The sequence below is a fragment of the Marimonas lutisalis genome, assembly GCF_005434965.1.
GTDB classification, from domain to species: Bacteria; Pseudomonadota; Alphaproteobacteria; order Rhodobacterales; family Rhodobacteraceae; genus Marimonas_A; species Marimonas_A lutisalis.
This window is the reverse complement of the sequence record NZ_SKCI01000001.1, coordinates 753,353-772,277: the sequence shown is the minus strand read 5'-3', so window position 1 is coordinate 772,277 and position 18,925 is coordinate 753,353. Positions and strand designations below refer to the sequence as shown.

The 18,925-nt window shown below is 63.1% G+C and carries 22 protein-coding genes; 11 read left to right on the top strand and 11 right to left on the bottom strand.

What is annotated here, in order from left to right; all coding sequences use genetic code 11:
- Nucleotides 1–5 precede the first annotated feature (5 nt).
- The 6 genes from E0501_RS03795 to E0501_RS03770 all read left to right on the top strand — a co-directional run bounded on the left by E0501_RS03795 (nucleotide 6) and on the right by E0501_RS03770 (nucleotide 6,286).
- Nucleotides 6–1,034 (top strand): branched-chain amino acid ABC transporter permease, encoded by a 1,029-nt coding sequence (locus E0501_RS03795; RefSeq protein ID WP_137700005.1) that lies wholly within the window; start codon nucleotides 6–8, stop codon nucleotides 1,032–1,034.
- Nucleotides 1,035–1,037: 3 nt separating this feature from the next.
- The gene (locus E0501_RS03790) at nucleotides 1,038–2,243 is read left to right on the top strand and encodes a branched-chain amino acid ABC transporter permease (protein ID WP_137700004.1); all 1,206 of its coding nucleotides are present in this window, start codon (nucleotides 1,038–1,040) and stop codon (nucleotides 2,241–2,243) included.
- Between the two features lie 12 nt (nucleotides 2,244–2,255).
- Nucleotides 2,256–3,011 carry an ABC transporter ATP-binding protein gene (locus E0501_RS03785; protein ID WP_137700003.1) on the top strand — a complete coding sequence of 252 codons (756 nt, stop codon included), beginning with the start codon at nucleotides 2,256–2,258 and terminating at the stop codon, nucleotides 3,009–3,011.
- A 12-nt stretch (nucleotides 3,012–3,023) separates the two neighbouring features.
- Nucleotides 3,024–3,779 carry an ABC transporter ATP-binding protein gene (locus tag E0501_RS03780; RefSeq protein WP_137700002.1) on the top strand — a complete coding sequence of 252 codons (756 nt, stop codon included), beginning with the start codon at nucleotides 3,024–3,026 and terminating at the stop codon, nucleotides 3,777–3,779.
- Between the two features lie 84 nt (nucleotides 3,780–3,863).
- On the top strand, nucleotides 3,864–5,807 hold the full coding sequence (gene acs, locus E0501_RS03775) for an acetate--CoA ligase (protein WP_137700001.1): 1,944 nt from the start codon (nucleotides 3,864–3,866) through the stop codon (nucleotides 5,805–5,807).
- 200 nt (nucleotides 5,808–6,007) lie between these two features.
- Nucleotides 6,008–6,286, top strand: a complete 279-nt coding sequence (locus E0501_RS03770; RefSeq protein WP_137700000.1) for a glucose-6-phosphate isomerase — start codon at nucleotides 6,008–6,010, stop codon at nucleotides 6,284–6,286.
- A 91-nt stretch (nucleotides 6,287–6,377) separates the two neighbouring features.
- On the opposite strand, the gene E0501_RS03765 is transcribed toward E0501_RS03770, so the two are convergent.
- Entirely contained in the window at nucleotides 6,378–6,707 is a 330-nt protein-coding gene (locus E0501_RS03765; protein WP_137699999.1) for a hypothetical protein, read from the bottom strand.
- Here E0501_RS03765 and E0501_RS03760 point away from each other — a divergent pair.
- Complete coding sequence (locus E0501_RS03760; RefSeq protein ID WP_137699998.1) at nucleotides 6,706–6,936, top strand: hypothetical protein; 231 nt, start codon at nucleotides 6,706–6,708, stop codon at nucleotides 6,934–6,936. The two genes, E0501_RS03765 and E0501_RS03760, sit on opposite strands and share 2 nt — an antisense overlap.
- Nucleotides 6,937–6,945: 9 nt before the next feature.
- Here E0501_RS03760 and E0501_RS03755 read toward each other — a convergent pair whose 3' ends face one another.
- Both E0501_RS03755 and E0501_RS03750 read right to left on the bottom strand, forming a co-directional pair.
- Nucleotides 6,946–7,749, bottom strand: a complete 804-nt coding sequence (locus E0501_RS03755; protein ID WP_137699997.1) for a 3-hydroxybutyrate dehydrogenase — start codon at nucleotides 7,747–7,749, stop codon at nucleotides 6,946–6,948.
- A complete protein-coding gene (locus E0501_RS03750) occupies nucleotides 7,746–9,269 on the bottom strand; it encodes a class I adenylate-forming enzyme family protein (protein WP_137699996.1) in 1,524 nt (507 codons plus the stop codon). Before E0501_RS03750 ends, E0501_RS03755 begins: the two co-directional genes overlap by 4 nt.
- A gap of 113 nt (nucleotides 9,270–9,382) precedes the next feature.
- Here E0501_RS03750 and E0501_RS03745 point away from each other — a divergent pair, with 113 nt between their 5' ends.
- The 4 genes from E0501_RS03745 (at nucleotide 9,383) to aat (ending at nucleotide 12,634) form a co-directional block, all read left to right on the top strand.
- Nucleotides 9,383–9,925: a helix-turn-helix domain-containing protein gene (locus E0501_RS03745; protein WP_137699995.1), complete on the top strand. Its 543-nt coding sequence runs from the start codon at nucleotides 9,383–9,385 to the stop codon at nucleotides 9,923–9,925.
- A gap of 156 nt (nucleotides 9,926–10,081) precedes the next feature.
- The gene (accB, locus tag E0501_RS03740; RefSeq protein WP_137699994.1) at nucleotides 10,082–10,585 is read left to right on the top strand and encodes an acetyl-CoA carboxylase biotin carboxyl carrier protein; all 504 of its coding nucleotides are present in this window, start codon (nucleotides 10,082–10,084) and stop codon (nucleotides 10,583–10,585) included.
- A gap of 10 nt (nucleotides 10,586–10,595) precedes the next feature.
- Nucleotides 10,596–11,948, top strand: coding sequence for an acetyl-CoA carboxylase biotin carboxylase subunit (gene accC, locus E0501_RS03735; RefSeq protein WP_137699993.1), 1,353 nt, complete (start codon nucleotides 10,596–10,598; stop codon nucleotides 11,946–11,948).
- A 50-nt stretch (nucleotides 11,949–11,998) separates the two neighbouring features.
- Nucleotides 11,999–12,634 carry a leucyl/phenylalanyl-tRNA--protein transferase gene (gene aat, locus E0501_RS03730; RefSeq protein ID WP_137699992.1) on the top strand — a complete coding sequence of 212 codons (636 nt, stop codon included), beginning with the start codon at nucleotides 11,999–12,001 and terminating at the stop codon, nucleotides 12,632–12,634.
- On the opposite strand, the gene E0501_RS03725 is transcribed toward aat, so the two are convergent.
- The 8 genes from E0501_RS03725 to E0501_RS03690 all read right to left on the bottom strand — a co-directional run bounded on the left by E0501_RS03725 (nucleotide 12,598) and on the right by E0501_RS03690 (nucleotide 18,826).
- Nucleotides 12,598–12,963 carry a DUF2155 domain-containing protein gene (locus E0501_RS03725; RefSeq protein WP_137699991.1) on the bottom strand — a complete coding sequence of 122 codons (366 nt, stop codon included), beginning with the start codon at nucleotides 12,961–12,963 and terminating at the stop codon, nucleotides 12,598–12,600. The genes aat and E0501_RS03725 overlap by 37 nt on opposite strands.
- A complete protein-coding gene (gene mlaD / locus E0501_RS03720; RefSeq protein ID WP_137699990.1) occupies nucleotides 12,960–13,424 on the bottom strand; it encodes an outer membrane lipid asymmetry maintenance protein MlaD in 465 nt (154 codons plus the stop codon). The genes E0501_RS03725 and mlaD overlap by 4 nt, the downstream gene beginning before the upstream one ends.
- Nucleotides 13,425–13,434: 10 nt before the next feature.
- Complete coding sequence (locus E0501_RS03715; RefSeq protein ID WP_137699989.1) at nucleotides 13,435–13,818, bottom strand: NADH:ubiquinone oxidoreductase subunit NDUFA12; 384 nt, start codon at nucleotides 13,816–13,818, stop codon at nucleotides 13,435–13,437.
- A gap of 118 nt (nucleotides 13,819–13,936) precedes the next feature.
- Nucleotides 13,937–15,211: an ATP-dependent Clp protease ATP-binding subunit ClpX gene (clpX, locus tag E0501_RS03710; protein WP_137699988.1), complete on the bottom strand. Its 1,275-nt coding sequence runs from the start codon at nucleotides 15,209–15,211 to the stop codon at nucleotides 13,937–13,939.
- A 135-nt stretch (nucleotides 15,212–15,346) separates the two neighbouring features.
- Entirely contained in the window at nucleotides 15,347–15,973 is a 627-nt protein-coding gene (locus tag E0501_RS03705) for an ATP-dependent Clp protease proteolytic subunit (RefSeq protein ID WP_137699987.1), read from the bottom strand.
- A 209-nt stretch (nucleotides 15,974–16,182) separates the two neighbouring features.
- Nucleotides 16,183–17,451 carry an NAD(P)/FAD-dependent oxidoreductase gene (locus tag E0501_RS03700; RefSeq protein WP_137699986.1) on the bottom strand — a complete coding sequence of 423 codons (1,269 nt, stop codon included), beginning with the start codon at nucleotides 17,449–17,451 and terminating at the stop codon, nucleotides 16,183–16,185.
- 54 nt (nucleotides 17,452–17,505) lie between these two features.
- Nucleotides 17,506–18,219, bottom strand: coding sequence for a c-type cytochrome (locus tag E0501_RS03695; RefSeq protein WP_137699985.1), 714 nt, complete (start codon nucleotides 18,217–18,219; stop codon nucleotides 17,506–17,508).
- Nucleotides 18,209–18,826 (bottom strand): thioredoxin family protein, encoded by a 618-nt coding sequence (locus E0501_RS03690; RefSeq protein ID WP_137699984.1) that lies wholly within the window; start codon nucleotides 18,824–18,826, stop codon nucleotides 18,209–18,211. The genes E0501_RS03695 and E0501_RS03690 overlap by 11 nt, the downstream gene beginning before the upstream one ends.
- Between the last annotated feature and the right edge of the window lie 99 nt (nucleotides 18,827–18,925).

The window sequence follows — 18,925 nt, the reverse complement described above, 5'->3', positions numbered from 1 at the left end:
GGAAAATGGACGCAATCATCCTTCAAATTCTGAACGGGCTCGACAAGGGCTCGGCCTATGCGCTGATCGCGCTGGGCCTTACGCTCATCTTCGGCACGCTCGGCGTTGTCAACTTCGCGCACGGCGCGCTCTTCATGATCGGCGCTTTCTGCGCAGTGACACTCACCAAGTTCATGACCTGGGAAGTCGCCACCGGCGAAGTGCAGAAAACGGCCTGGGGCTCGGAAGTCCCCGTAACCAAGCCGCTCTTCGAAAGCTGGTTCGGACCTGAGGTCGGCGGCGCGCTGATCGACTGGTCGGTTCCGCTGGCGATCCTGTTCTCGATCCCCATCATGATCATCATCGGCTTCGTCATGGAGCGCGGTCTGATCAAGCATTTCTACAAGCGCCCCCATGCCGACCAAATCCTCGTGACCTTCGGCCTGGCCATCGTGCTTCAGGAAATCATCAAGGCGTTCTACGGCGCCAACCCGATCCCCACCCCGGCGCCCGCGGCCTTCAAGGGCAGCTTCGATTTCGGCGCCATGCTGGGCTTTGATCCCAACGTGATCATCTATCCCTACTGGCGGATGGTCTACTTCGCCTTTGCCGCCGTGGTCATCGGCGCGGTCTTTGCCTTCCTGCAGTTCACCACCTTCGGGATGGTCGTGCGCGCCGGCATGGCCGACCGTGAAACCGTCGGGCTTCTCGGCATCAACATCGACAAACGCTTCACCATCATGTTCGGGCTGGCCGCTGCCGTGGCAGGTCTTGCCGGGGTGATGTATGCGCCAATCAACTCGCCGAACTACCACATGGGCATGGACTTCCTCGTGCTCAGCTTCGTGGTGGTCGTCGTCGGCGGCATGGGCTCGCTGCCCGGCGCGGTTGCCGCCGGCTTCCTGCTCGGCATTCTCGAAAGTTTCGCGTCGATGAACCAGATCAAATCCCTTCTCCCGGGCATCGACCAGATCATCATCTACCTCGTTGCCATCATCATTCTGCTCACCCGCCCGCGTGGCCTGATGGGCAAAAAAGGCGTGATGGAGGACTAAGCCATGCTCGGACTGAACAAGAAAGACACCACGCTACTCATCATCGTTGCGGCGCTCACGCTTCTGGCGCCCTTCATCCTCAACCCCTTCCCGACCGAAAGCGGGCTGGCACAGTTCAACGCGGGCTACCCCGACCTGATGCAGCGCTTCGTGATCTTCGGCATCTTCGCCATCGGGTTCAACATCCTCTTCGGCCTCACCGGCTACCTCTCCTTCGGCCACGCGGCCTTTCTCGGGGTGGGCTCCTACTCGGCGGTCTGGATGTTCAAGCTGCTCTCGATGAACGTGATCCCGGCGATCATCCTCGCCGTCATCATCTCGGGGCTCTTCGCTGTGCTGATCGGGTATGTCTCGCTGCGCCGCTCGGGGATCTACTTCTCGATCCTCACGCTCGCCTTCGCGCAGATGAGCTTCAACCTCGCCTACTCGGTGCTGACGCCCATCACCAATGGTGAAACCGGCCTGCAGCTCACGCTCGAAGATCCGCGCGTCCTCGGCCAGTCGGCCACGGCCGACGGCTCGATCCCCGTGACCAACCTCTTCGGCGCCGAAATGCGCTCGACCTACGAAATGGCGGTCGGACCCTGGGCCTTCCAGTTCAACATGGGTTACTACCTCTGCGCCATCATCATGCTGGTCAGCTTCTACCTCGCGATCCGGATCTTCCGCTCGCCCTTCGGCATGATGTTGCGTGCGATCAAATCGAACCAGACCCGGATGAGCTATACGGGTCTCAATCCGCGTCCCTACACGCTCGCGGCGTTCGTCATCTCGGGTATGTATGCCGGCCTCGCCGGTGGCCTGATGGCCTCGATGGACCCGCTCGCAGGCGCCGAGCGGATGCAATGGACCGCAAGTGGAGAGGTCGTTCTGATGACCATTCTCGGTGGTGCCGGCACTCTGATCGGCCCGGTTCTCGGCGCCGGCTTCATCAAGTATTTCGAGAACATCTTCTCGAAGATCAACGACAACATCCTGCATGGCTGGTTCGCCTTCATGCCGGATGGGCTCGAGGACTTCGTCGTCACCATCCTGCACCCGTTCATCGGCAAGGGCTGGCACCTGACGCTGGGCATCCTCTTCATGCTGGTCGTGATCTTCCTGCCCGGTGGCCTCGTCGAAGGCGGCCAACGCATCGCGCGGCTGTTCCGCGGCAAGAAATCGGACGACAAGTCCGACGAAGCCACCCAATCCACTCCCGCCGAATAAGGAGACGTTTCCATGGGCATTCTCGAAGTCAAGAACGTCAACAAACGCTTCGGCGGCCTTCAGGCACTGGGTGACGTGAACCTCAGCGTGGCGGAAAACACCTGCCACGCGATCATCGGGCCGAACGGCGCCGGCAAATCCACCCTTCTGAACTGTTTCGTGGGCAAGCTGATCCCCGACACCGGCAGCGTCATGTTCGACGGCCAGTCGGTGCTGGGCCGCACCCCGCACGAGATCAACCAGATGGGTATCTCCCGTGTGTTCCAGACGCCCGAGATCTTCGGTGACCTGTCGGTGCTGGAGAACATGATGATCCCGATCTTCGCCAAACGCGACGGCGCCTTCCGCATGCATGCGATCGAAAACATGCATAACGAAAAGGAAATCGTCGAAGCCGCGGAGCAGATGCTCGAGGAGATGAACATGGCCGACAAGCGGCACATGCATTCCGCCTCGATGTCGCGCGGCGACAAGCGCCGCCTCGAGATCGGCATGTGCCTCAGCCAGCAGCCCCGCCTGCTGCTTCTCGACGAACCCACCGCCGGTATGGCGCGGGCCGATACCAACAACACGATCGACCTCTTGAAGCAGATCAAGGATGAGCGCGACATCACCATCGCGATCATCGAACACGACATGCACGTGGTGTTCAGCCTCGCCGACCGGATCACCGTTCTGGCTCAGGGCACGCCGCTGGTCGAGGACGATCCCGAAAACATCAAGGGCAACCCGAAGGTGCGCGAAGCGTATCTCGGCGAAGCCGCGTAAGGAGGGGTTCAGATGAACGTCAAACCCGACTTTTCCAAGGGCAAGAACCTGGCCGAGACGGCGCCAGCCTTCCTGTCTGTCTGGGAAATGCAGTCCTACTACGGCGAAAGCTACATCGTTCAGGGCATTTCCTTCAACGTCCACGAAGGCGAGATCCTCGCCCTTCTGGGCCGCAACGGCGCCGGCAAAACCACAACGCTGCGCTCGATCGCACGGATGGACGATCCGCAGGTCAACCACGGCGAAATCTGGCTCGACCACCAGCCGCTGCACAAGATGAGCAGCCACCAGGCCGCGCAGGCCGGCATTGGCCTCGTGCCCGAAGATCGCTGCATCATCCCCGGCCTCACGGTCGAGGAAAACCTGCAACTCGCCCAGATCGCCCCGCCCATCGGCTGGTCGCTCGAACGTCTGTACGAGCTGTTTCCCCGCCTCGCCGAACGGCGCAAGCAGGAAGGCGTGACGCTCTCGGGCGGTGAACAGCAGATGCTCGCCGTCGCCCGTGCGCTGGCGCGCGACATCAAGGTGCTCCTGCTTGATGAGCCCTACGAGGGCCTTGCCCCCGTGATCGTCGACGAGATCGAGAAAACCCTGCGCGTGATCAAGGAGCAGGGCATCACCACCGTGATCGTCGAACAGAACGCCGTGCGCGCGCTGGAACTGGCCGATCGCGCGGTGATCCTCGATACCGGCGGCATCGTTTTCGACGGCTCCGCCGAAGAGGTGCTTGAAAACGAAGAGCTGCGCGCAGAATATCTGGCCATCTGAGCCGGACAGCCCGCCTTCCATCTTTTGCTGCTTGCAGGGGGGCGGGTGCCTGAATTCCTTGAAGATCAGAAAACAAGGCCTGTCATGACCGAAGTGAAAACCTACCCGCCCGCCCCCGATTTCGTGAAAAACGCCCATGTCGACGCGGCGAAATACAAAGAGATGTATGACGCCTCGATTAACGATCCCGAAGGGTTCTGGGCCAACGAAGCCAAGCGCCTGACCTGGAGCAAGGCGCCCACCAAAATCAAGAACGTCACCTTCGCCCATCCCGACGTCTCGATCAAATGGTTCGAGGACGGTGAACTGAACGTTTCGGTCAACTGCATCGACCGCCACCTGCCCGAACGCGCCGAGCAGACCGCGATCGTCTGGGAATCCGACGATCCCGAGCTCGCGCATCACATCTCGTACGCCGAGCTGTCCGAACATGTGAACAAGCTCGCCAATGTCTACAAGCAACTGGGCATCAAGAAGGGCGACCGCGTCGTTCTCTACATGCCGATGATCCCCGAAGCCGCCTATGCCATGCTCGCCTGCAACCGCATCGGTGCCGTGCACTCTATCGTCTTCGCCGGCTTCTCGCCCGAGGCCCTGGCCAGCCGGATCGAGGATTGCGGCGCCTCGCTCGTCGTCACCGCCGACGAAGCGCCCCGCGGTGGCCGCAACACGCCACTGAAGGCCAATGTCGACAAGGCGATGGAAATCTGCGGCGACGTGCAGACGCTGGTGGTCGAACGCACCGGCGGCGATGTGCACATGAAAGAGGGCCGCGACCACGCCTATGGCCCGCTGCACGCTCAGGCCAGCCAGGAATGTGAACCCGAGGTGATGAATGCCGAGGATCCGCTCTTCATCCTCTACACCTCTGGCTCCACCGGCAAACCCAAGGGCGTACTGCACACCACCGGCGGCTACCTGCTCTGGGCGGCCATGACCCACGAGATCGTCTTCGACTACCACGATGGCGATGTCTACTGGTGCACCGCCGACGTGGGCTGGGTGACCGGCCACAGCTATATCGTCTATGGCCCGCTGGCCAATGGTGCCACCACGCTGATGTTCGAAGGCGTGCCAACCTACCCGGACGTGGGCCGGTTCTGGGCCGTGTGCGAAAAGCACAAGGTGAATCAGTTCTATACCGCCCCCACCGCCATCCGCGCCCTCATGGCGCACGGTACCGATCCGGTCACCAAGCATGACCTGTCCTCGCTCAAGGTGCTGGGCACCGTGGGCGAACCCATCAACCCCGAGGCCTGGAACTGGTACGACGAGACCGTCGGCAAGGGGAACTGTCCGATCGTCGACACCTGGTGGCAGACCGAAACCGGTGGCCACCTGCTCACGCCCATTCCCGGCGCGATCCCGACGAAACCAGGCTCGGCCACCCTGCCCTTCTTCGGGGTTGAGCCGGTGGTGCTCGATCCCCAGTCAGGCCAGGAAATCACCGAGACCGAAGCCGAAGGCGTGCTTTGCATGAAAGACAGCTGGCCCGGCCAGATGCGCACGGTCTTTGGCGATCACGACCGTTTCGTCGCCACCTATTTCTCCGACTACAAGGGCTATTACTTCTCGGGCGACGGCTGCCGCCGCGATGCCGATGGCTACTACTGGATCACCGGACGCGTCGATGACGTGATCAACGTCTCCGGCCACCGGATGGGCACAGCCGAGGTGGAAAGCGCGCTCGTTGCCCATCCCGCCGTGTCCGAAGCCGCCGTTGTCGGCTTCCCGCACGACATCAAGGGTCAGGGCATCTACTGCTATGTCACCCTGATGGACGGCGAGGAATACACCGAAGAGCTGCGCACCGAACTGCGCAACTGGGTGCGCAAGGAAATCGGCCCCATCGCCTCGCCCGATTTCATCCAGTGGGCCCCCGGCCTGCCGAAAACCCGTTCCGGCAAGATCATGCGCCGCATCCTGCGCAAGATCGCCGAGAACGACTACGGCGCGCTCGGCGACACCTCGACGCTCGCCGATCCCGGCGTTGTGGATGAATTGATCGAGAACCGGATGAACAAATAAATCACGGCCGGAACTGGCCTGAAACCCAAGGGCCGGCGCGATTTCGCGCCGGCCTTTTCTTTTGCCCCCGCCCCGCGCTTTGCCACGCAGCCATGGGCGGCACCGGCAAAAATCCGCCACCCGCGGAGAAAAATGATAAAGATCAATTCCATCGCGGCGTGTGCCAATAGAGTTCAAGGCACATCAAACTGGAGGCTCATATGTCCAAATCGATTCTCACCCTGGCTATCGCCGGCAGCCTGGCACTCAGCGCCTGCATGCCCATGACCGAGCAGCAGAAACGCGATGTCGGCGGCGCCGTCGTCGGCGGCGCAATCGGGCTGATCACGGCCAAGGCGCTGGATGCCAACGACGAATGGACGGTGCTGACCACGCTGGCCGGTGCTGCTGCAGGCGTGATGGTCGCGCGGAACAGCTCCAACGGCCAATGCGCCTATTCCAATGGTGACGGCACCTATTACACCGCGCCCTGCCCCTGATAGCCTGATCCAGGCCAGTTAGGCGAAACCCCGCGTCTTTGGACGCGGGGTTTTTCATGCCGTCATGGGAATGCCCTTTTCGCCGCCTAGTTCACAAAAGGAAATCCATCATCGGAACCATCCCGTCATCGAAACCCGCCGTATCCAGCAGATCTCTGAACCCGTATTTGCCGACGCAGTACAGGGAAAAAAACTTGCGGAAACCATATGCTTCGATTGCCGCTCCTACCCGATCGCTAAAACCTTCCGCAGTTCCTTCTGCCGGGTTAACCCTTTGGAAACCCACGTTTGAAAAGGTCGTCCCGGTGGGGGCTCCGCGCAAAAGGAGCTCGGGAATGTCTCCAATCGATCCTGTTGGCGCAGGTGCTCCGGCACGCGCCGTCGCAAACCACCCGCCCGCCCCGGCCGCGCGGTCGGGCATGGACAAGGTCGCCTCGCTTCAATCGCATGCAACCGCCACCGCGGCGGCGCCGGTTGAAACCACGCAGGCCGTCCTCCAGGCCCAGGCCGGCGAAAAATCACTGCTCCGCGCCGCGCCGCCCAGATCGTCGGCGCCGATGCCACCGATGACGGCCGTCCTGCTGCATGAGCTTCGGCTGCAGCAGGAACTGGCGGACGTGCAGGCGAAGAAGGAAGAAAAAACCGGCTAGGCCCGCGCGTTACTGCGCGGTCCAGCCGCCATCCACCGGAATCACCGTGCCTGTCACGTTGTGGGCCACCCGCGCGCACAGCCACAACGCCAGCGCGCCGATTTCCGCCGGGTCGGACGTGCGCTTGCTGGGCTGCTTTTCCGACAGCAGGTCGGCCACGCCCCTGTCGCGGTCGCCGCCGAATTTCGCCGCCCGCTCGGCCACCTGCGGCTCGATGATCGCCGTTTCGGTCCAGCCCGGCGCGATGCAGTTCACCGTTACCCCGCCGCTTTGCCTGCTGCCCGCATCGGCATATTCCAGCGCGGCCACCCTGCTCAGCCCCACGAGCCCGAATTTCGCCGCCACATAGGGCGCCTTGTTCTTTGACGCGACGATGCCGTGCACGCTGGCGATGTTCACCACCCGGCCAAAGCCGCGCGCGGCCATGCCCGGCATGATCGCCTGCATGGTGTGAAACGCCGCCGACAGGTTGACCGCCACGATCGCATCCCATGTCTCGCGCGGCATGTCGGCCAGCGCCGCGGTATGCTGGATGCCTGCATTGTTCACCAGGATATCCACCGGCCCCCAGGTTTCGACCGCCGCACACAGCTGGGCAATCGCATCCGGGTCACGCATGTCACCGGCAAAGAACTTCGCCTCGGTGGCGCCCTTCTCCTCCAGGGCCCGGGCCACGGCGGCGCCTTCGGCCTCGCTTGCCAGCCCGTGTACCGCCACCCGCGCCCCGGCCCCGGCCAGCGCCTCGGCCACGGCCAGCCCGATCCCCTGCACCGATCCGGTCACGAAGGCTGTCTTGCCCGTCAAATCCGTCATTTATCCATCTCCTTCAATCGTTCGCGCAGCTCGGTCTTCAGCACCTTGCCGTAGTTGTTCTTGGGCAGCTCCGGCAGCGCGAAATAGGCCTTGGGCCGCTTGAACCGCGCGATGTTGGCCAGGCAATGCGCATCCAGTGCCCCCTCGTCCAGCGCGCAGCCCTGCTCCATCACCACAAAGGCCACGACATCCTCGCCCCATTCGGGATGCGGCCGGCCCACGACGCTCACCTCGGCCACGTCCGGGTGCTCCAGCAAAACCTCTTCCACCTCGCGCGGATAGATGTTGGTGCCGCCCGAAATAATCATGTCCTTCGACCGGTCATGCATCGTCACATAGCCGTCTTCGTCCATCACGCCCACGTCACCCGTCATCAGCCAGCCATCGACGATGGTCTTTTCCGTGGCCTCGGGGTTCTGCCAATAACCCGGCATCACCACGTCGCCCCGCACCATGATCTCGCCGGCCTCGCCCGGTGGCAGGGGGCGGCCTTGGGCATCGCCGATCCGCACCTCGACCGCCGATTGCGCCCGCCCGACGGATCCCAGCCGCGCGCGCCAGCGCGGGTGGCTGCGGTCGCTCACCTCCGCCCGGCTCAGTGCGGTGATCGCCATCGGGCACTCGCCCTGGCCATAGATCTGCACGAATATCTCGCCGAAATGCTCCACCGCCTCGACGATATCGGCCACGTACATCGGACCGCCGCCGTAAACGATGGTACGCAGGCCTTCCCCGGTCTCGCCCATGGCCTTGGCGGCCACCGTCATGCGTTTCACCATCGTCGGCGCCGCGAACATATGCACCCGCCCGAAATGCCGGGCCAGTTCGAAAATCTCGGCCTCGTCGAACCCGCCCGAGGCCGGGCAGACATGCCGCGCCCCCACCATCACGTGCATGATGTTGTAAAGCCCCGCGCCATGGCTCATCGGCGCGGCGTACAGCGCGGCATCCCCCGCCGTCACCTGATCGACATCGACGAAATAGCACAGCGCCATACCCCGGATCATCCGGTGGGTAATCATCACCCCCTTGGGCCGCCCCGTCGTGCCCGAAGTATAGAAGAGCCACGCCAGGTCATCGTCGCCCCGCTCCACCGGCTGCTCTAGCTGATCGGCATCCGCGATCCCCGCAAACTCGGCGCCGCTCACGTCCACGATCCGCGCCGTAACGCCGGCCTCCTCAAGCGCGTCCCCCAGCCCGGGCGAGGTGAACACCAGTTTCGTGCCCGAATCTTCGATGATCCAGGCCGCCTCGCGCCCGTGCAGCTTGGCATTGATCGGCACCGCCGCCGCGCCGGCCATCCAGATCCCGTATTGCACGATCAGGTAGTCGGGTAGGTTCTTCATGAAAATCGCAACGCGATCCCCCGGCGCAATTTCCTGCCCGGCCAGCCACGTGGCCACCTGCCCGGCCCGTGCCCGGAACCCGGCATAATCCGCCACCATCTCGCGCCCGAGAAACAGCGCCGGGTCCTGCCCGCGCACCTGTGCGATCCGATGCAGATAAAGCGCTATGTTCATCTCTGCCTCCCATATGCCCGCAGGATGAAACCACCACGGGCGCGCGTCTGCAATTGCGTAGAAATACGCGCCGCAGGCTTGGCAAGCCGCAGCGGCACGGGCAAAACACTCCTATGAACGACGCCGAAATCGCTTTCGATCACGCCCCCGTCGGCCTCGCCCTGTTGGAAAATCGCGTTATCCGGCGCTGCAACCTGATGTTTGGCGAGATGTTCGGCGGCGCCCCCGGCGACCACTCCGGTCGCCCGATGGCCGATTTCTACCCCTCGCGCGATGAATTCGAATCCATCGGCGCACGTGGCCTTGCCGCGATGCGCGACACCGGGCGCTATTCCGACGAACGCATCATGCGGCGGCTTGATGGCACGCTTTTCTGGAGCCGGGTGCGCGGGCGCTCGCTCACCCCGGATGATCCCTTTGCCCGTGGCATCTGGTCCTTCGCCGACCTGTCCGACGAACGCCCGGTCGTGGCACTTTCCCCGCGCGAACGCGATGTCGCGATCCTCACCTGCCGTGGCCTGACATCCAAGGAAATCGGCCGCGAGCTCGGGCTCAGCTATCGCACGATCGAGGTCCACCGCGCCCGGCTCCTGGAAAAATTCGGCGCGCGCAAACTTGCCGAACTGGTGGCGAAACTCTCGGGCATGCCGCTCTGAGCGCGTTTTTCCCCTCGTAATCCGCCCCGCATCTTCCCAGATAACAGGAAACAGACGCCGCGTGATGGCGGCTTTTCACGTCCGCAGGCTTGCCCTATAAGGCGATAGATGCACCCATGCGCGCCCCCTGTGGGCCCGAACCGGTCGAGGAAACGAATGACGAAGAAACCCAACTCCAACGAAGCAGACGTGGCATTCATCCAGGCCCTTGCAGAACTTCTCAATGAAAACGACCTGACCGAACTGAGCGTGAAACGCGAATACGGCGAGAACGACAGCCTGAATGTCCGCGTCAGCCGCCGCACCGAAACGGTGACCCATGTCGCCGCGGCGCCCGCGCCGGCCCCGGTTGCCGCTGCGCCTGCCGCAGCCCCCGCGGCTGCCCCGGCCGCCGCCCCGTCCGAAGGCGAAGACCTGGCCAGCCATCCCGGCGCCGTTACCTCGCCCATGGTCGGCACCGTCTACCTTCAGGCCGAACCCGGCGCGCCCAGCTTTGTCTCCGTTGGCTCACAGGTGGCCGAGGGTGACACGCTCCTGATCGTCGAGGCGATGAAAACAATGAACCACATCCCCGCGCCGAACTCCGGTACGGTTAAACGCATTCTTGTCGATGACGGCGATGCGGTCGAGTACGGCTCGCTCCTGATGATCATCGAGTAAGGCACTGATAATGATCGAGAAAATCCTCGTCGCCAACCGTGGGGAAATCGCGCTTCGGGTGATCCGTGCCGCGCGCGAAATGGGTATCCAGTCGGTCGCGGTGCATTCCACCGCCGATGCCGATGCCATGCATGTGCGCATGGCCGATGAAACCGTCTGCATTGGCCCCGCGCCCAGCCCGCAAAGCTATCTCTCGATCCCCGCGATCATCGCCGCCTGCGAAGTCACCGGCGCCCAGGCCATCCACCCGGGCTATGGCTTCCTGTCGGAAAACGCCAATTTCGTGCAGGTGGTCGAAGATCACGGCCTCACCTTCATCGGCCCGACCGCCGAACATATCCGCATCATGGGCGACAAGATCACCGCCAAGGAAACCATGCAGAACCTGGGCGTGCCCTGCGTGCCTGGCTCCGAGGGTGGCGTGCCCGACCTGGAGACCGCGAAACGGATCGGCGACGAGATCGGCTATCCCGTCATCATCAAGGCCACGGCCGGTGGCGGCGGCAAGGGCATGAAGGTAGCCGCCAGCGCCGCCGAGATGGAAAAGGCCTTCCTCACCGCCCGCGCCGAGGGCAAATCGAACTTCGGCAATGACGAAGTCTATATCGAGAAATACCTGCAAAAACCGCGCCATATCGAGATCCAGGTCTTCGGCGATGGCAAGGGCAACGCCGTCCACCTGGGCGAACGGGATTGCTCGCTCCAGCGCCGTCACCAGAAGGTCTTCGAAGAGGCCCCCGGCCCCGCGATCAGCCCCGAGGAACGCGACCGTATCGGCAAGATCTGCGCCGATGCCGTGGCCGCGATCAACTATATCGGCGCCGGCACGATCGAATTCCTGTATGAGGATGGGGAGTTCTACTTCATCGAGATGAACACACGCCTGCAGGTCGAACACCCGGTGACCGAGGCGATTTTCGGCGTCGATCTCGTGCGTGAACAGATCCGCGTGGCCGAAGGCCTGCCGATGTCCTTCACCCAGGACGATCTGACGATCAACGGCGCCGCGATCGAGGTGCGCATCAACGCCGAGAAACTGCCCAACTTCGCGCCTTGCCCCGGCAAGATCACCCAGTATCACGCGCCCGGCGGCCTGGGCGTGCGGATGGATTCGGCGCTTTACGACGGCTACTCGATCCCGCCCTATTACGACTCGCTCATCGGCAAGCTCATAGTGCATGGCCGCGACCGGCGCGAGGCGCTCGCGCGGCTCGACCGCGCCCTGGGCGAGCTGATCGTCGACGGCATCGACACCACCGTGCCGCTCTTCCGCGCGCTGCTGGCCGAACCCGACGTCCTCTCGGGCGAATATAACATCCACTGGCTCGAACGCTGGCTGGAGACGAACCTGAACGAGGGCTGAATGCGCCCGCTGCCCACAGGCAGAGGCACACCGCCGCATCGGTGCAGGACATGACGATCACGCCCGCGCTCTTGCTGCACGGCTATTCCATCGGCATCTTCCCGATGGCCGAAGGCCGCGACACGGACGATCTGTTCTGGGTCGATCCACGCCGCCGCGGCATCCTGCCGCTCGATGGGTTCCACATCTCGCGTTCGCTGGCCCGGCGCATGCGCCGCGGCGGATATGTTCCGGCCATCGACGCCGACTTCGCCGGCACCCTGCGCGCCTGCGCCGACCGCGACGAAACCTGGATCAACGCGCCGCTCTTCGATCTCTACATGCAGCTCAACGCGATGGGCCGCGCCCACTCCTTTGAAATCCGCGATGATGCCGGGCTCATTGGGGCCGTCTTCGGCGTCACGCTGGGCGCCGCGTTTTTCGGGGAAAGCATGGTGTCGTTGCGCACCGACGGCTCGAAACTCGCGCTGGCCCATCTCGTCGATCACCTGCGCCGCGCGGGGTTCCTGCTGTTCGACACGCAGTTCATCACCCCGCACCTGGCCAGCCTCGGCGCCATCGAAATCTCGCGCGTGGCTTATCACCGTCGCCTCGAAAAGGCCCTCGCACGCGAGGGCGATTTCATCGGAACTCCTTTGGAAACAGACCCTTACTCGGTCCTGCAGCGCAACACCCAGACATCGTAGCGCGGGTGATCCATCGCGCTCAGCGCCGGGGACGACGCGATCATCCAGCCGATGAAGACCGGGGCATCCCGTCCCTCCTCGATCACCGTGACAAAGGCATAGGCATCGCCCGACGGGTTGCCAGTGGGATACCGGCATTCGCCCAGCGAAACGCGTATCCGCTCCTGGTCGAAACTTTGGCCATTCGCCAGGTCGATATCGCGTACATCGCCGCTCAGCTTGTCCAGCATGCGCAGAACCGCACCCGTGCCGCGGCTCACCTCCTCGGCACCAGCGGCAGTTGCACAGATCAGGCCCAGCGCCAATGCCAGCGCGCTCAGGCGCCTCATTGCGCTGCTGCCTCGTCCTCGCCCCCGCTGCCGACATATTTCAGCAACAGCGAAATCAGCGAGACCGCGCCTTGCGTGTCCAGGATTTCATCGCCCTCGGTGTAATAGAAGGGCGAGCCCCCGGGATAGATTTCAACGAAATTACCGCCCAGCAACCCTTCCGAGGACACCACAACCGCGCTGTCATCGGGAATCTCGACGCCCCTGGCGACCGAGATCGTCGTGTCCGCGCGATAGGTCTCCGGGTTCAGCACCACGTCGGTCACCGTGCCCACCTTGACGCCCGCCAGACGAACATCGGTGCCCACCGTCACCCCCTCGACCGAGCGGAACGACGCGGTCAGCGGATAACCGCCCGACGCTTGCGCAAAACCGGTCATCTGGCCTGCGTAGACGACAAAGCCGATCGCCGCGGCCAGAACCGCGCCGCCGACCAGAACCTCGGTGGTGTTTTCCGACATCTCTTATGCCTTACTCGGGCTGCCAGGCCTCGTAATCGCGCCGCTCTTTCGGCTCGGCCGCCCGGATCGATCCCGGCGGCGCATAGGCCAGCATCGTGCCGGTCAGGTTTTCCTGGTGCGGCTTTTCCCATGACTTGTGCGGCAGCGGCTGTTCCGATGGCGGCGTGTCGAACGTGTGATGCAGCCAGCCATGCCAGTCCGCATCCACCCGGCTGGCCTCGGCTTCGCCGTTGTAGATCACCCAGCGCCGCTTGCCGTCGCGCGACCGGTAGAACCGGTTGCCCTGCGCATCCTCGCCCACCTTCACGCCCTTGCGCCACGTGTAAAGCTGGGTGTTCAGCGTCGCCCCGTTCCACCAGGTCACAGCGCGCAAGAGGGTGTTCACAATGCCCATGGATGCCTCCGCATTTCGTCTTCGTTTCTATGTACCAAATGGCCGGAAACGTCCAGTGCCTGACGAAAAAGGCGGGCATTTCGGCCCGCCTTTTCCAATTCCCCGATGTCGCGCCGGCTCAGCCCGCGCTCGCGCCCTCCTGGGCCGCGGTCTCGGCATAGATGATCAGCGGCTTGGCCTCGGCATGGATCACCGCTTCCTCGTTCACCACCACCTCTTCGACGTTCTCCAGGCCCGGCAGTTCGAACATCGTGTCCAGCAGCACATCCTCCAGGATCGAGCGCAGGCCACGCGCGCCGGTCTTGCGTTCGATCGCCCGCTTCGCAATCGCGCTCAACGCGTCGTCGGTAAAGGTCAGCTTGGCATCTTCCAGCTCAAAGAGGCGCTGGTATTGCTTGACCAGCGCGTTTTTCGGCTCGGTCAGGATGGTCACCAGCGCATCCTCGTCCAGGTCTTCCAGCGTCGCGATCACCGGCAGGCGGCCGACGAATTCCGGGATCAGGCCGAATTTCAGCAGGTCCTCGGGCTCCAGGTCCTTGAACACCTCGCCCACGCCGCGCTCGTCCTTGTCGCGCACATCCGCGCCAAAGCCCATCGCGCTGCCCTTGCCGCGCTGCGCGATGATCCGGTCCAGACCGGCAAAGGCGCCGCCGCAGATGAACAGGATGTTGGTCGTGTCCACCTGCAGGAATTCCTGCTGCGGATGCTTGCGACCGCCCTGCGGCGGCACGCTGGCCACGGTGCCTTCCATCAGCTTCAACAGCGCCTGCTGCACCCCCTCGCCCGACACGTCGCGGGTGATCGAGGGATTCTCGCTCTTGCGGGTGATCTTGTCGACCTCGTCGATATAGACGATGCCGCGCTGCGCCCGGTCGACGTTGTATTCGCTCGATTGCAGCAGCTTAAGGATGATGTTCTCCACATCCTCGCCCACGTATCCCGCCTCGGTCAGCGTGGTCGCGTCCGCCATGGTAAAGGGCACATCCAGGATCCGCGCCAGCGTCTGTGCCAGCAGCGTCTTGCCGCAGCCGGTCGGGCCGATCAGCAGGATGTTGGATTTCGCCAGCTCGATATCGCTCGACTTCTGCGAATGGTTGAGCCGCTTGTAGTGGTTGTGCACCGCCACCGACAGCACGCGCTTGGCCATCATCTGGCCGATCACGTAATCGTCCAGCACATCGCAGATTTCCTGCGGCGTTGGCACGCCCTCACTGGATTTCAGCCCCGAGGATTTGGTCTCCTCGCGGATGATGTCCATGCAAAGCTCGACGCACTCATCGCAGATGAACACGGTCGGCCCCGCAATCAGTTTGCGCACCTCATGCTGGCTCTTGCCGCAGAAGCTGCAGTAAAGCGTGTTCTTGCTGTCGCCGCCGCCAGAGTTGTTCGACATGATGGTCCTTTCAGGCCGTCTTGCATTCTTTCCGGCCGGTTTTCCGACCGCCGCCCCCATTTGGTCCCAAGCTTAGGCCAGAGACCAGCCGGTCACAATGTCAAATTCACCCTTTTTCCGCCGCAGCGGCCGGGCTCATTCGTCCTCCGCCTTCACCCGGCTCTCGACGATCTCGTCTATCAGGCCCCAGTCCTTGGCCTCTTCCGGGCTCATGAAGTTGTCGCGCTCCAGCGCGGCCTCCACTTCCTTGAGCTTCCGGCCCGTGTGCTTGACGTATATCTCGTTCAGGCGCTTCTTCAGTTTCAGCGTTTCCTCGGCATGGATCATGATATCCGTCGCCTGCCCCTGATAGCCGCCACTGGGCTGGTGCACCATGATCCGGCTGTTCGGCAGAGAAAAGCGCATTCCCGCCTCGCCTGCCGTCAGCAGCAGGCTGCCCATGCTCGCCGCCTGGCCGATCACCAGCGTGCTGACCTTCGGCTTGATGTATTGCATCGTGTCGTAGATCGACAGGCCCGAGGTGACCACGCCACCGGGGCTGTTGATATACATGCTGATTTCCTTCGAAGGGTTCTCCGCCTCAAGGTGCAGCAGCTGCGCCACGATCAGGCTCGACATGCCGTCATGCACCGGACCATTGAGGAAAATGATCCGCTCCTTCAACAGGCGCGAGAAGATGTCATAGGCCCGCTCCCCGCGGCTGGTCTGTTCCACCACCATGGGGACAAGCGTGTTCATGTATACGTCGAGCGGATCTTTCATCTGGTCCTGCCTGCTGTTGTCGTTTCGATCTCTAAAGAAAACGTCCTAACGGAGTCTTAGTCATGCGTTTCGGGGGCTGCAAGGGCGCCCGGGCAAAACACCTCATCACGAAGGCGAAAAGGGCGCGGCTCGCGCCCCGCCCCCATCTTCATCTTGCTGCAAATATCCCGGGGGGTCCGGGGTGCTGGCCCCCCGGCGCCCGATCCGGATCAGCCGAACATGTCGCTGGTGATGCCGGCGTACCAGCCCACCGATTCCTCGTAGGTCCGCTGGCGCAGCTCGGCATCCTCGCCCACCTGGCTGATGAACCCGTCAACCTTGGCGATCTTCTCGTCAGTCGCTTCATAGGTCGCGCCCACCTTCACGCCGTCATCGGTGTCGATCAGGCTCCAGCAGGTGTTCGAGAACTTGGCCGGGAACACTTTCGAGCCGGTCAGCGCACCGCGCACCGCCATCGCCGCCACCTTGGCCTGGCTGTTGGCCGAGAAGCCTGATTTCGGCATGTCGCCCTGGTTCGTGGCATCGCCCAGCACGTGGATGTTCTCGTCCACGCGGCTCTGCATCGTATGCCCTGAAACCGGCGCCCAGTTGCCCTCGTTAATGCCGGCGATCTCGCAGATGCGCCCCGCCTTCATCGCCGGGATGACGTTGCACACATCCACCTTCTCGACCGCGCCGTCGATCGTCACCGTCATCGCATCGGGATCGACCGATACCTTGTCGCCGCCGAAATCCGGGCCGATCCGCTCGATCATACCACCGTAATGGCGGTTCCAGCCATCTTCGAACAGGCCCTGTTTCGAGAATTTCGGCTTCGGATCGACGATCAGGATCTTCGCCGTCGGGTTCTTTGCTTTCAGAAGATGCGCCACCATGCTGACCCGCTCATAGGGCCCCGGCGGGCAGCGATAGGGGTTGGGCGGCGCGATCATCGCGAAGGTGCCGCCTTCCGGCATCGCTTCCAGCTGCGCTTTCAGAAGCTCGCTCTGGCTGCCGGCCTTGTAGGCATGCGGCATCTTGTTCTGGGCGGTCACGTCCCAGCCGGGCACGGCGCCATCGACGAAATCGATGCCCGGGCTCAGGATCAGCCGGTCATAGGGCAGCACCGCGCCGCCGGCCAGCGTCACGGTCTTGGCATCGCGGTCGACACCAGTGGCCCAGTCATGCACCACGTTGATGCCATAGTCGCTGGCCAGTTTGCCATAGCTGTGACCGATGCTCGAAAGCTCGCGGAAGCCGCCGATATAAAGGTTCGAGAAGAAGCAGGTGTAATACATCCGCGTGGGCTCAATGAGGGTCACGTCGATCTCGCCCTTGCTGTCCTTGGCGATATAGCGCGCCGCGGTGGCGCCCCCCGCCCCGCCGCCGATCACGACGACCCTGGGCTTGCCGTGGCTCGCTGCCCGCACATGCGGCGCCGAAAGCGCGGCCGCCGCCGCGGCCCCGGTGCCGATAAACGCACGTCTGTTCAGTTTCATATGGTCTCCTCCCAAAGTAACACGTTCACTCACGAACGCGGCTGGCGGTCCGGATCATTCCAGCCCGCCAAAATACGCGGCCAGCGCCGCGATCTCTTCGTCCGACAACCGCCCGGCCATCATCTGCATCACCGGGTGCGGGCGGATCTTGCGTTTGTAGGCATGCATCGCCACCACGAAATCGTCCTCGGCCCAGGCGATGATCGCGGGAATCCCGTCATACTCGCCGTCCGTCTGATGGCAGGTGGTGCATTCCGTGCTCAGGTATTCGCCGTATTCCGGGTCGCCGACGATCGCCAAGATCTCGGGCGGCAGCTCGACCTCGTGCTTGCGGGCGGTGGGCGCCGCCTCGGGAATGTTCTGCGGATTGTCCGAGAACTGGCGCAGATAGGCCAGCACGTCGGCACGCTCCTTGGGCTCCTCCAGCCCGTCGAAACTCATCCGCGTGTCGCTGACAAGCGCCTTGGGATTCTCAAGGTAGGCATCCAGGTTCTCCAGCTGCCAGGTCATGCCCAGCCGCCCCTCGCGGATCAGCCCCTTGGAATACTTGAAACCCTCGATCGTGCCCGCCGTGCGCCCGAAAATACCGTTCAGATGCGGTCCGATCCCGTTCTCGGCGCCCTGGCCCACCTCGTGGCAGCCCATGCAATACTCGAACACCTCTGCGCCCGCGTTCACATCGCCGATCAATTCGGCCTGCTCCTCGGCCCACCCTGCACTCGCCAAAGCCAGACCAAGCGCCGCCGCGCCCCAGAACTTACCATACATCCGGATCGATCCCCTGTTCGCGTAGTTTCTCGAATTTGTCCTGAAGGTACCGCTGGAACGTCTGGTTGCGGTAATCCTGCGTCACCACGTATTCCAGCGAACTCAGATAGTGGAACGGCTTCAGGTATCCCGGCATCCGGAACGTCTCGGCCTCCTTCAGCGTTCCCGCGCCGGCGTTCTCGGCGTGAAACAGCATCGTCGTCGGCGTGAAGTTCACCGACCACTTGGCTGCCAATGCGCGCTCCTCCAACGCCTCGCCGTCGAAATCCAGCACCTCGCGCGATCCGAACATGTCCAGCTGGATCACGTCGAAATGCGCGGTGATGTAGTCGACGATCTCCTGACGTTGGAAATTGACGTAATGCAGCTCCCGGCAATAGGGACAGCCATTTTGCTCCCACAGGATCATCAGTCCCCGCCCATTCCCGGCCGCCGCCTGCAGATCGTCGCCCAGTTCCAGGAAACTGTCCATGAACCACGGCTGCTTGTGCAGCCCGTCATCGCCCAGTTCGACATGAACACCACCATCGGCAGCGCCCGCCGCAAACGCGGGACCCGTCGCAGCCATCGCGGCCGCGGACATCAGAATGCCCCGCCGTGTCAGCATGGTAAGTCCTCCCTGTTACTTACCACTATGACACGATTTTCATTCAGATCAAAAAATAATCGAATATGTGCAGATTTGCATAAAAAGGGGGCCGCAACC

Bases quoted from the DNA above. Each gene is read 5' to 3' on its own strand.
- E0501_RS03795 (WP_137700005.1), top strand. From the start codon at position 6: ATGGACGCAATCATCCTTCAAATTCTGAACGGGCTCGACAAGGGCTCG.
- E0501_RS03790 (WP_137700004.1), top strand. From the start codon at position 1,038: ATGCTCGGACTGAACAAGAAAGACACCACGCTACTCATCATCGTTGCG.
- E0501_RS03785 (WP_137700003.1), top strand. From the start codon at position 2,256: ATGGGCATTCTCGAAGTCAAGAACGTCAACAAACGCTTCGGCGGCCTT.
- E0501_RS03780 (WP_137700002.1), top strand. From the start codon at position 3,024: ATGAACGTCAAACCCGACTTTTCCAAGGGCAAGAACCTGGCCGAGACG.
- acs (WP_137700001.1), top strand. From the start codon at position 3,864: ATGACCGAAGTGAAAACCTACCCGCCCGCCCCCGATTTCGTGAAAAAC.
- E0501_RS03770 (WP_137700000.1), top strand. From the start codon at position 6,008: ATGTCCAAATCGATTCTCACCCTGGCTATCGCCGGCAGCCTGGCACTC.
- E0501_RS03760 (WP_137699998.1), top strand. From the start codon at position 6,706: ATGGACAAGGTCGCCTCGCTTCAATCGCATGCAACCGCCACCGCGGCG.
- E0501_RS03765 (WP_137699999.1), bottom strand. From the start codon at position 6,707: ATGCCCGACCGCGCGGCCGGGGCGGGCGGGTGGTTTGCGACGGCGCGT.
- E0501_RS03755 (WP_137699997.1), bottom strand. From the start codon at position 7,749: ATGACGGATTTGACGGGCAAGACAGCCTTCGTGACCGGATCGGTGCAG.
- E0501_RS03750 (WP_137699996.1), bottom strand. From the start codon at position 9,269: ATGAACATAGCGCTTTATCTGCATCGGATCGCACAGGTGCGCGGGCAG.
- E0501_RS03745 (WP_137699995.1), top strand. From the start codon at position 9,383: ATGAACGACGCCGAAATCGCTTTCGATCACGCCCCCGTCGGCCTCGCC.
- accB (WP_137699994.1), top strand. From the start codon at position 10,082: ATGACGAAGAAACCCAACTCCAACGAAGCAGACGTGGCATTCATCCAG.
- accC (WP_137699993.1), top strand. From the start codon at position 10,596: ATGATCGAGAAAATCCTCGTCGCCAACCGTGGGGAAATCGCGCTTCGG.
- aat (WP_137699992.1), top strand. From the start codon at position 11,999: ATGACGATCACGCCCGCGCTCTTGCTGCACGGCTATTCCATCGGCATC.
- E0501_RS03725 (WP_137699991.1), bottom strand. From the start codon at position 12,963: ATGAGGCGCCTGAGCGCGCTGGCATTGGCGCTGGGCCTGATCTGTGCA.
- mlaD (WP_137699990.1), bottom strand. From the start codon at position 13,424: ATGTCGGAAAACACCACCGAGGTTCTGGTCGGCGGCGCGGTTCTGGCC.
- E0501_RS03715 (WP_137699989.1), bottom strand. From the start codon at position 13,818: ATGGGCATTGTGAACACCCTCTTGCGCGCTGTGACCTGGTGGAACGGG.
- clpX (WP_137699988.1), bottom strand. From the start codon at position 15,211: ATGTCGAACAACTCTGGCGGCGGCGACAGCAAGAACACGCTTTACTGC.
- E0501_RS03705 (WP_137699987.1), bottom strand. From the start codon at position 15,973: ATGAAAGATCCGCTCGACGTATACATGAACACGCTTGTCCCCATGGTG.
- E0501_RS03700 (WP_137699986.1), bottom strand. From the start codon at position 17,451: ATGAAACTGAACAGACGTGCGTTTATCGGCACCGGGGCCGCGGCGGCG.
- E0501_RS03695 (WP_137699985.1), bottom strand. From the start codon at position 18,219: ATGTATGGTAAGTTCTGGGGCGCGGCGGCGCTTGGTCTGGCTTTGGCG.
- E0501_RS03690 (WP_137699984.1), bottom strand. From the start codon at position 18,826: ATGCTGACACGGCGGGGCATTCTGATGTCCGCGGCCGCGATGGCTGCG.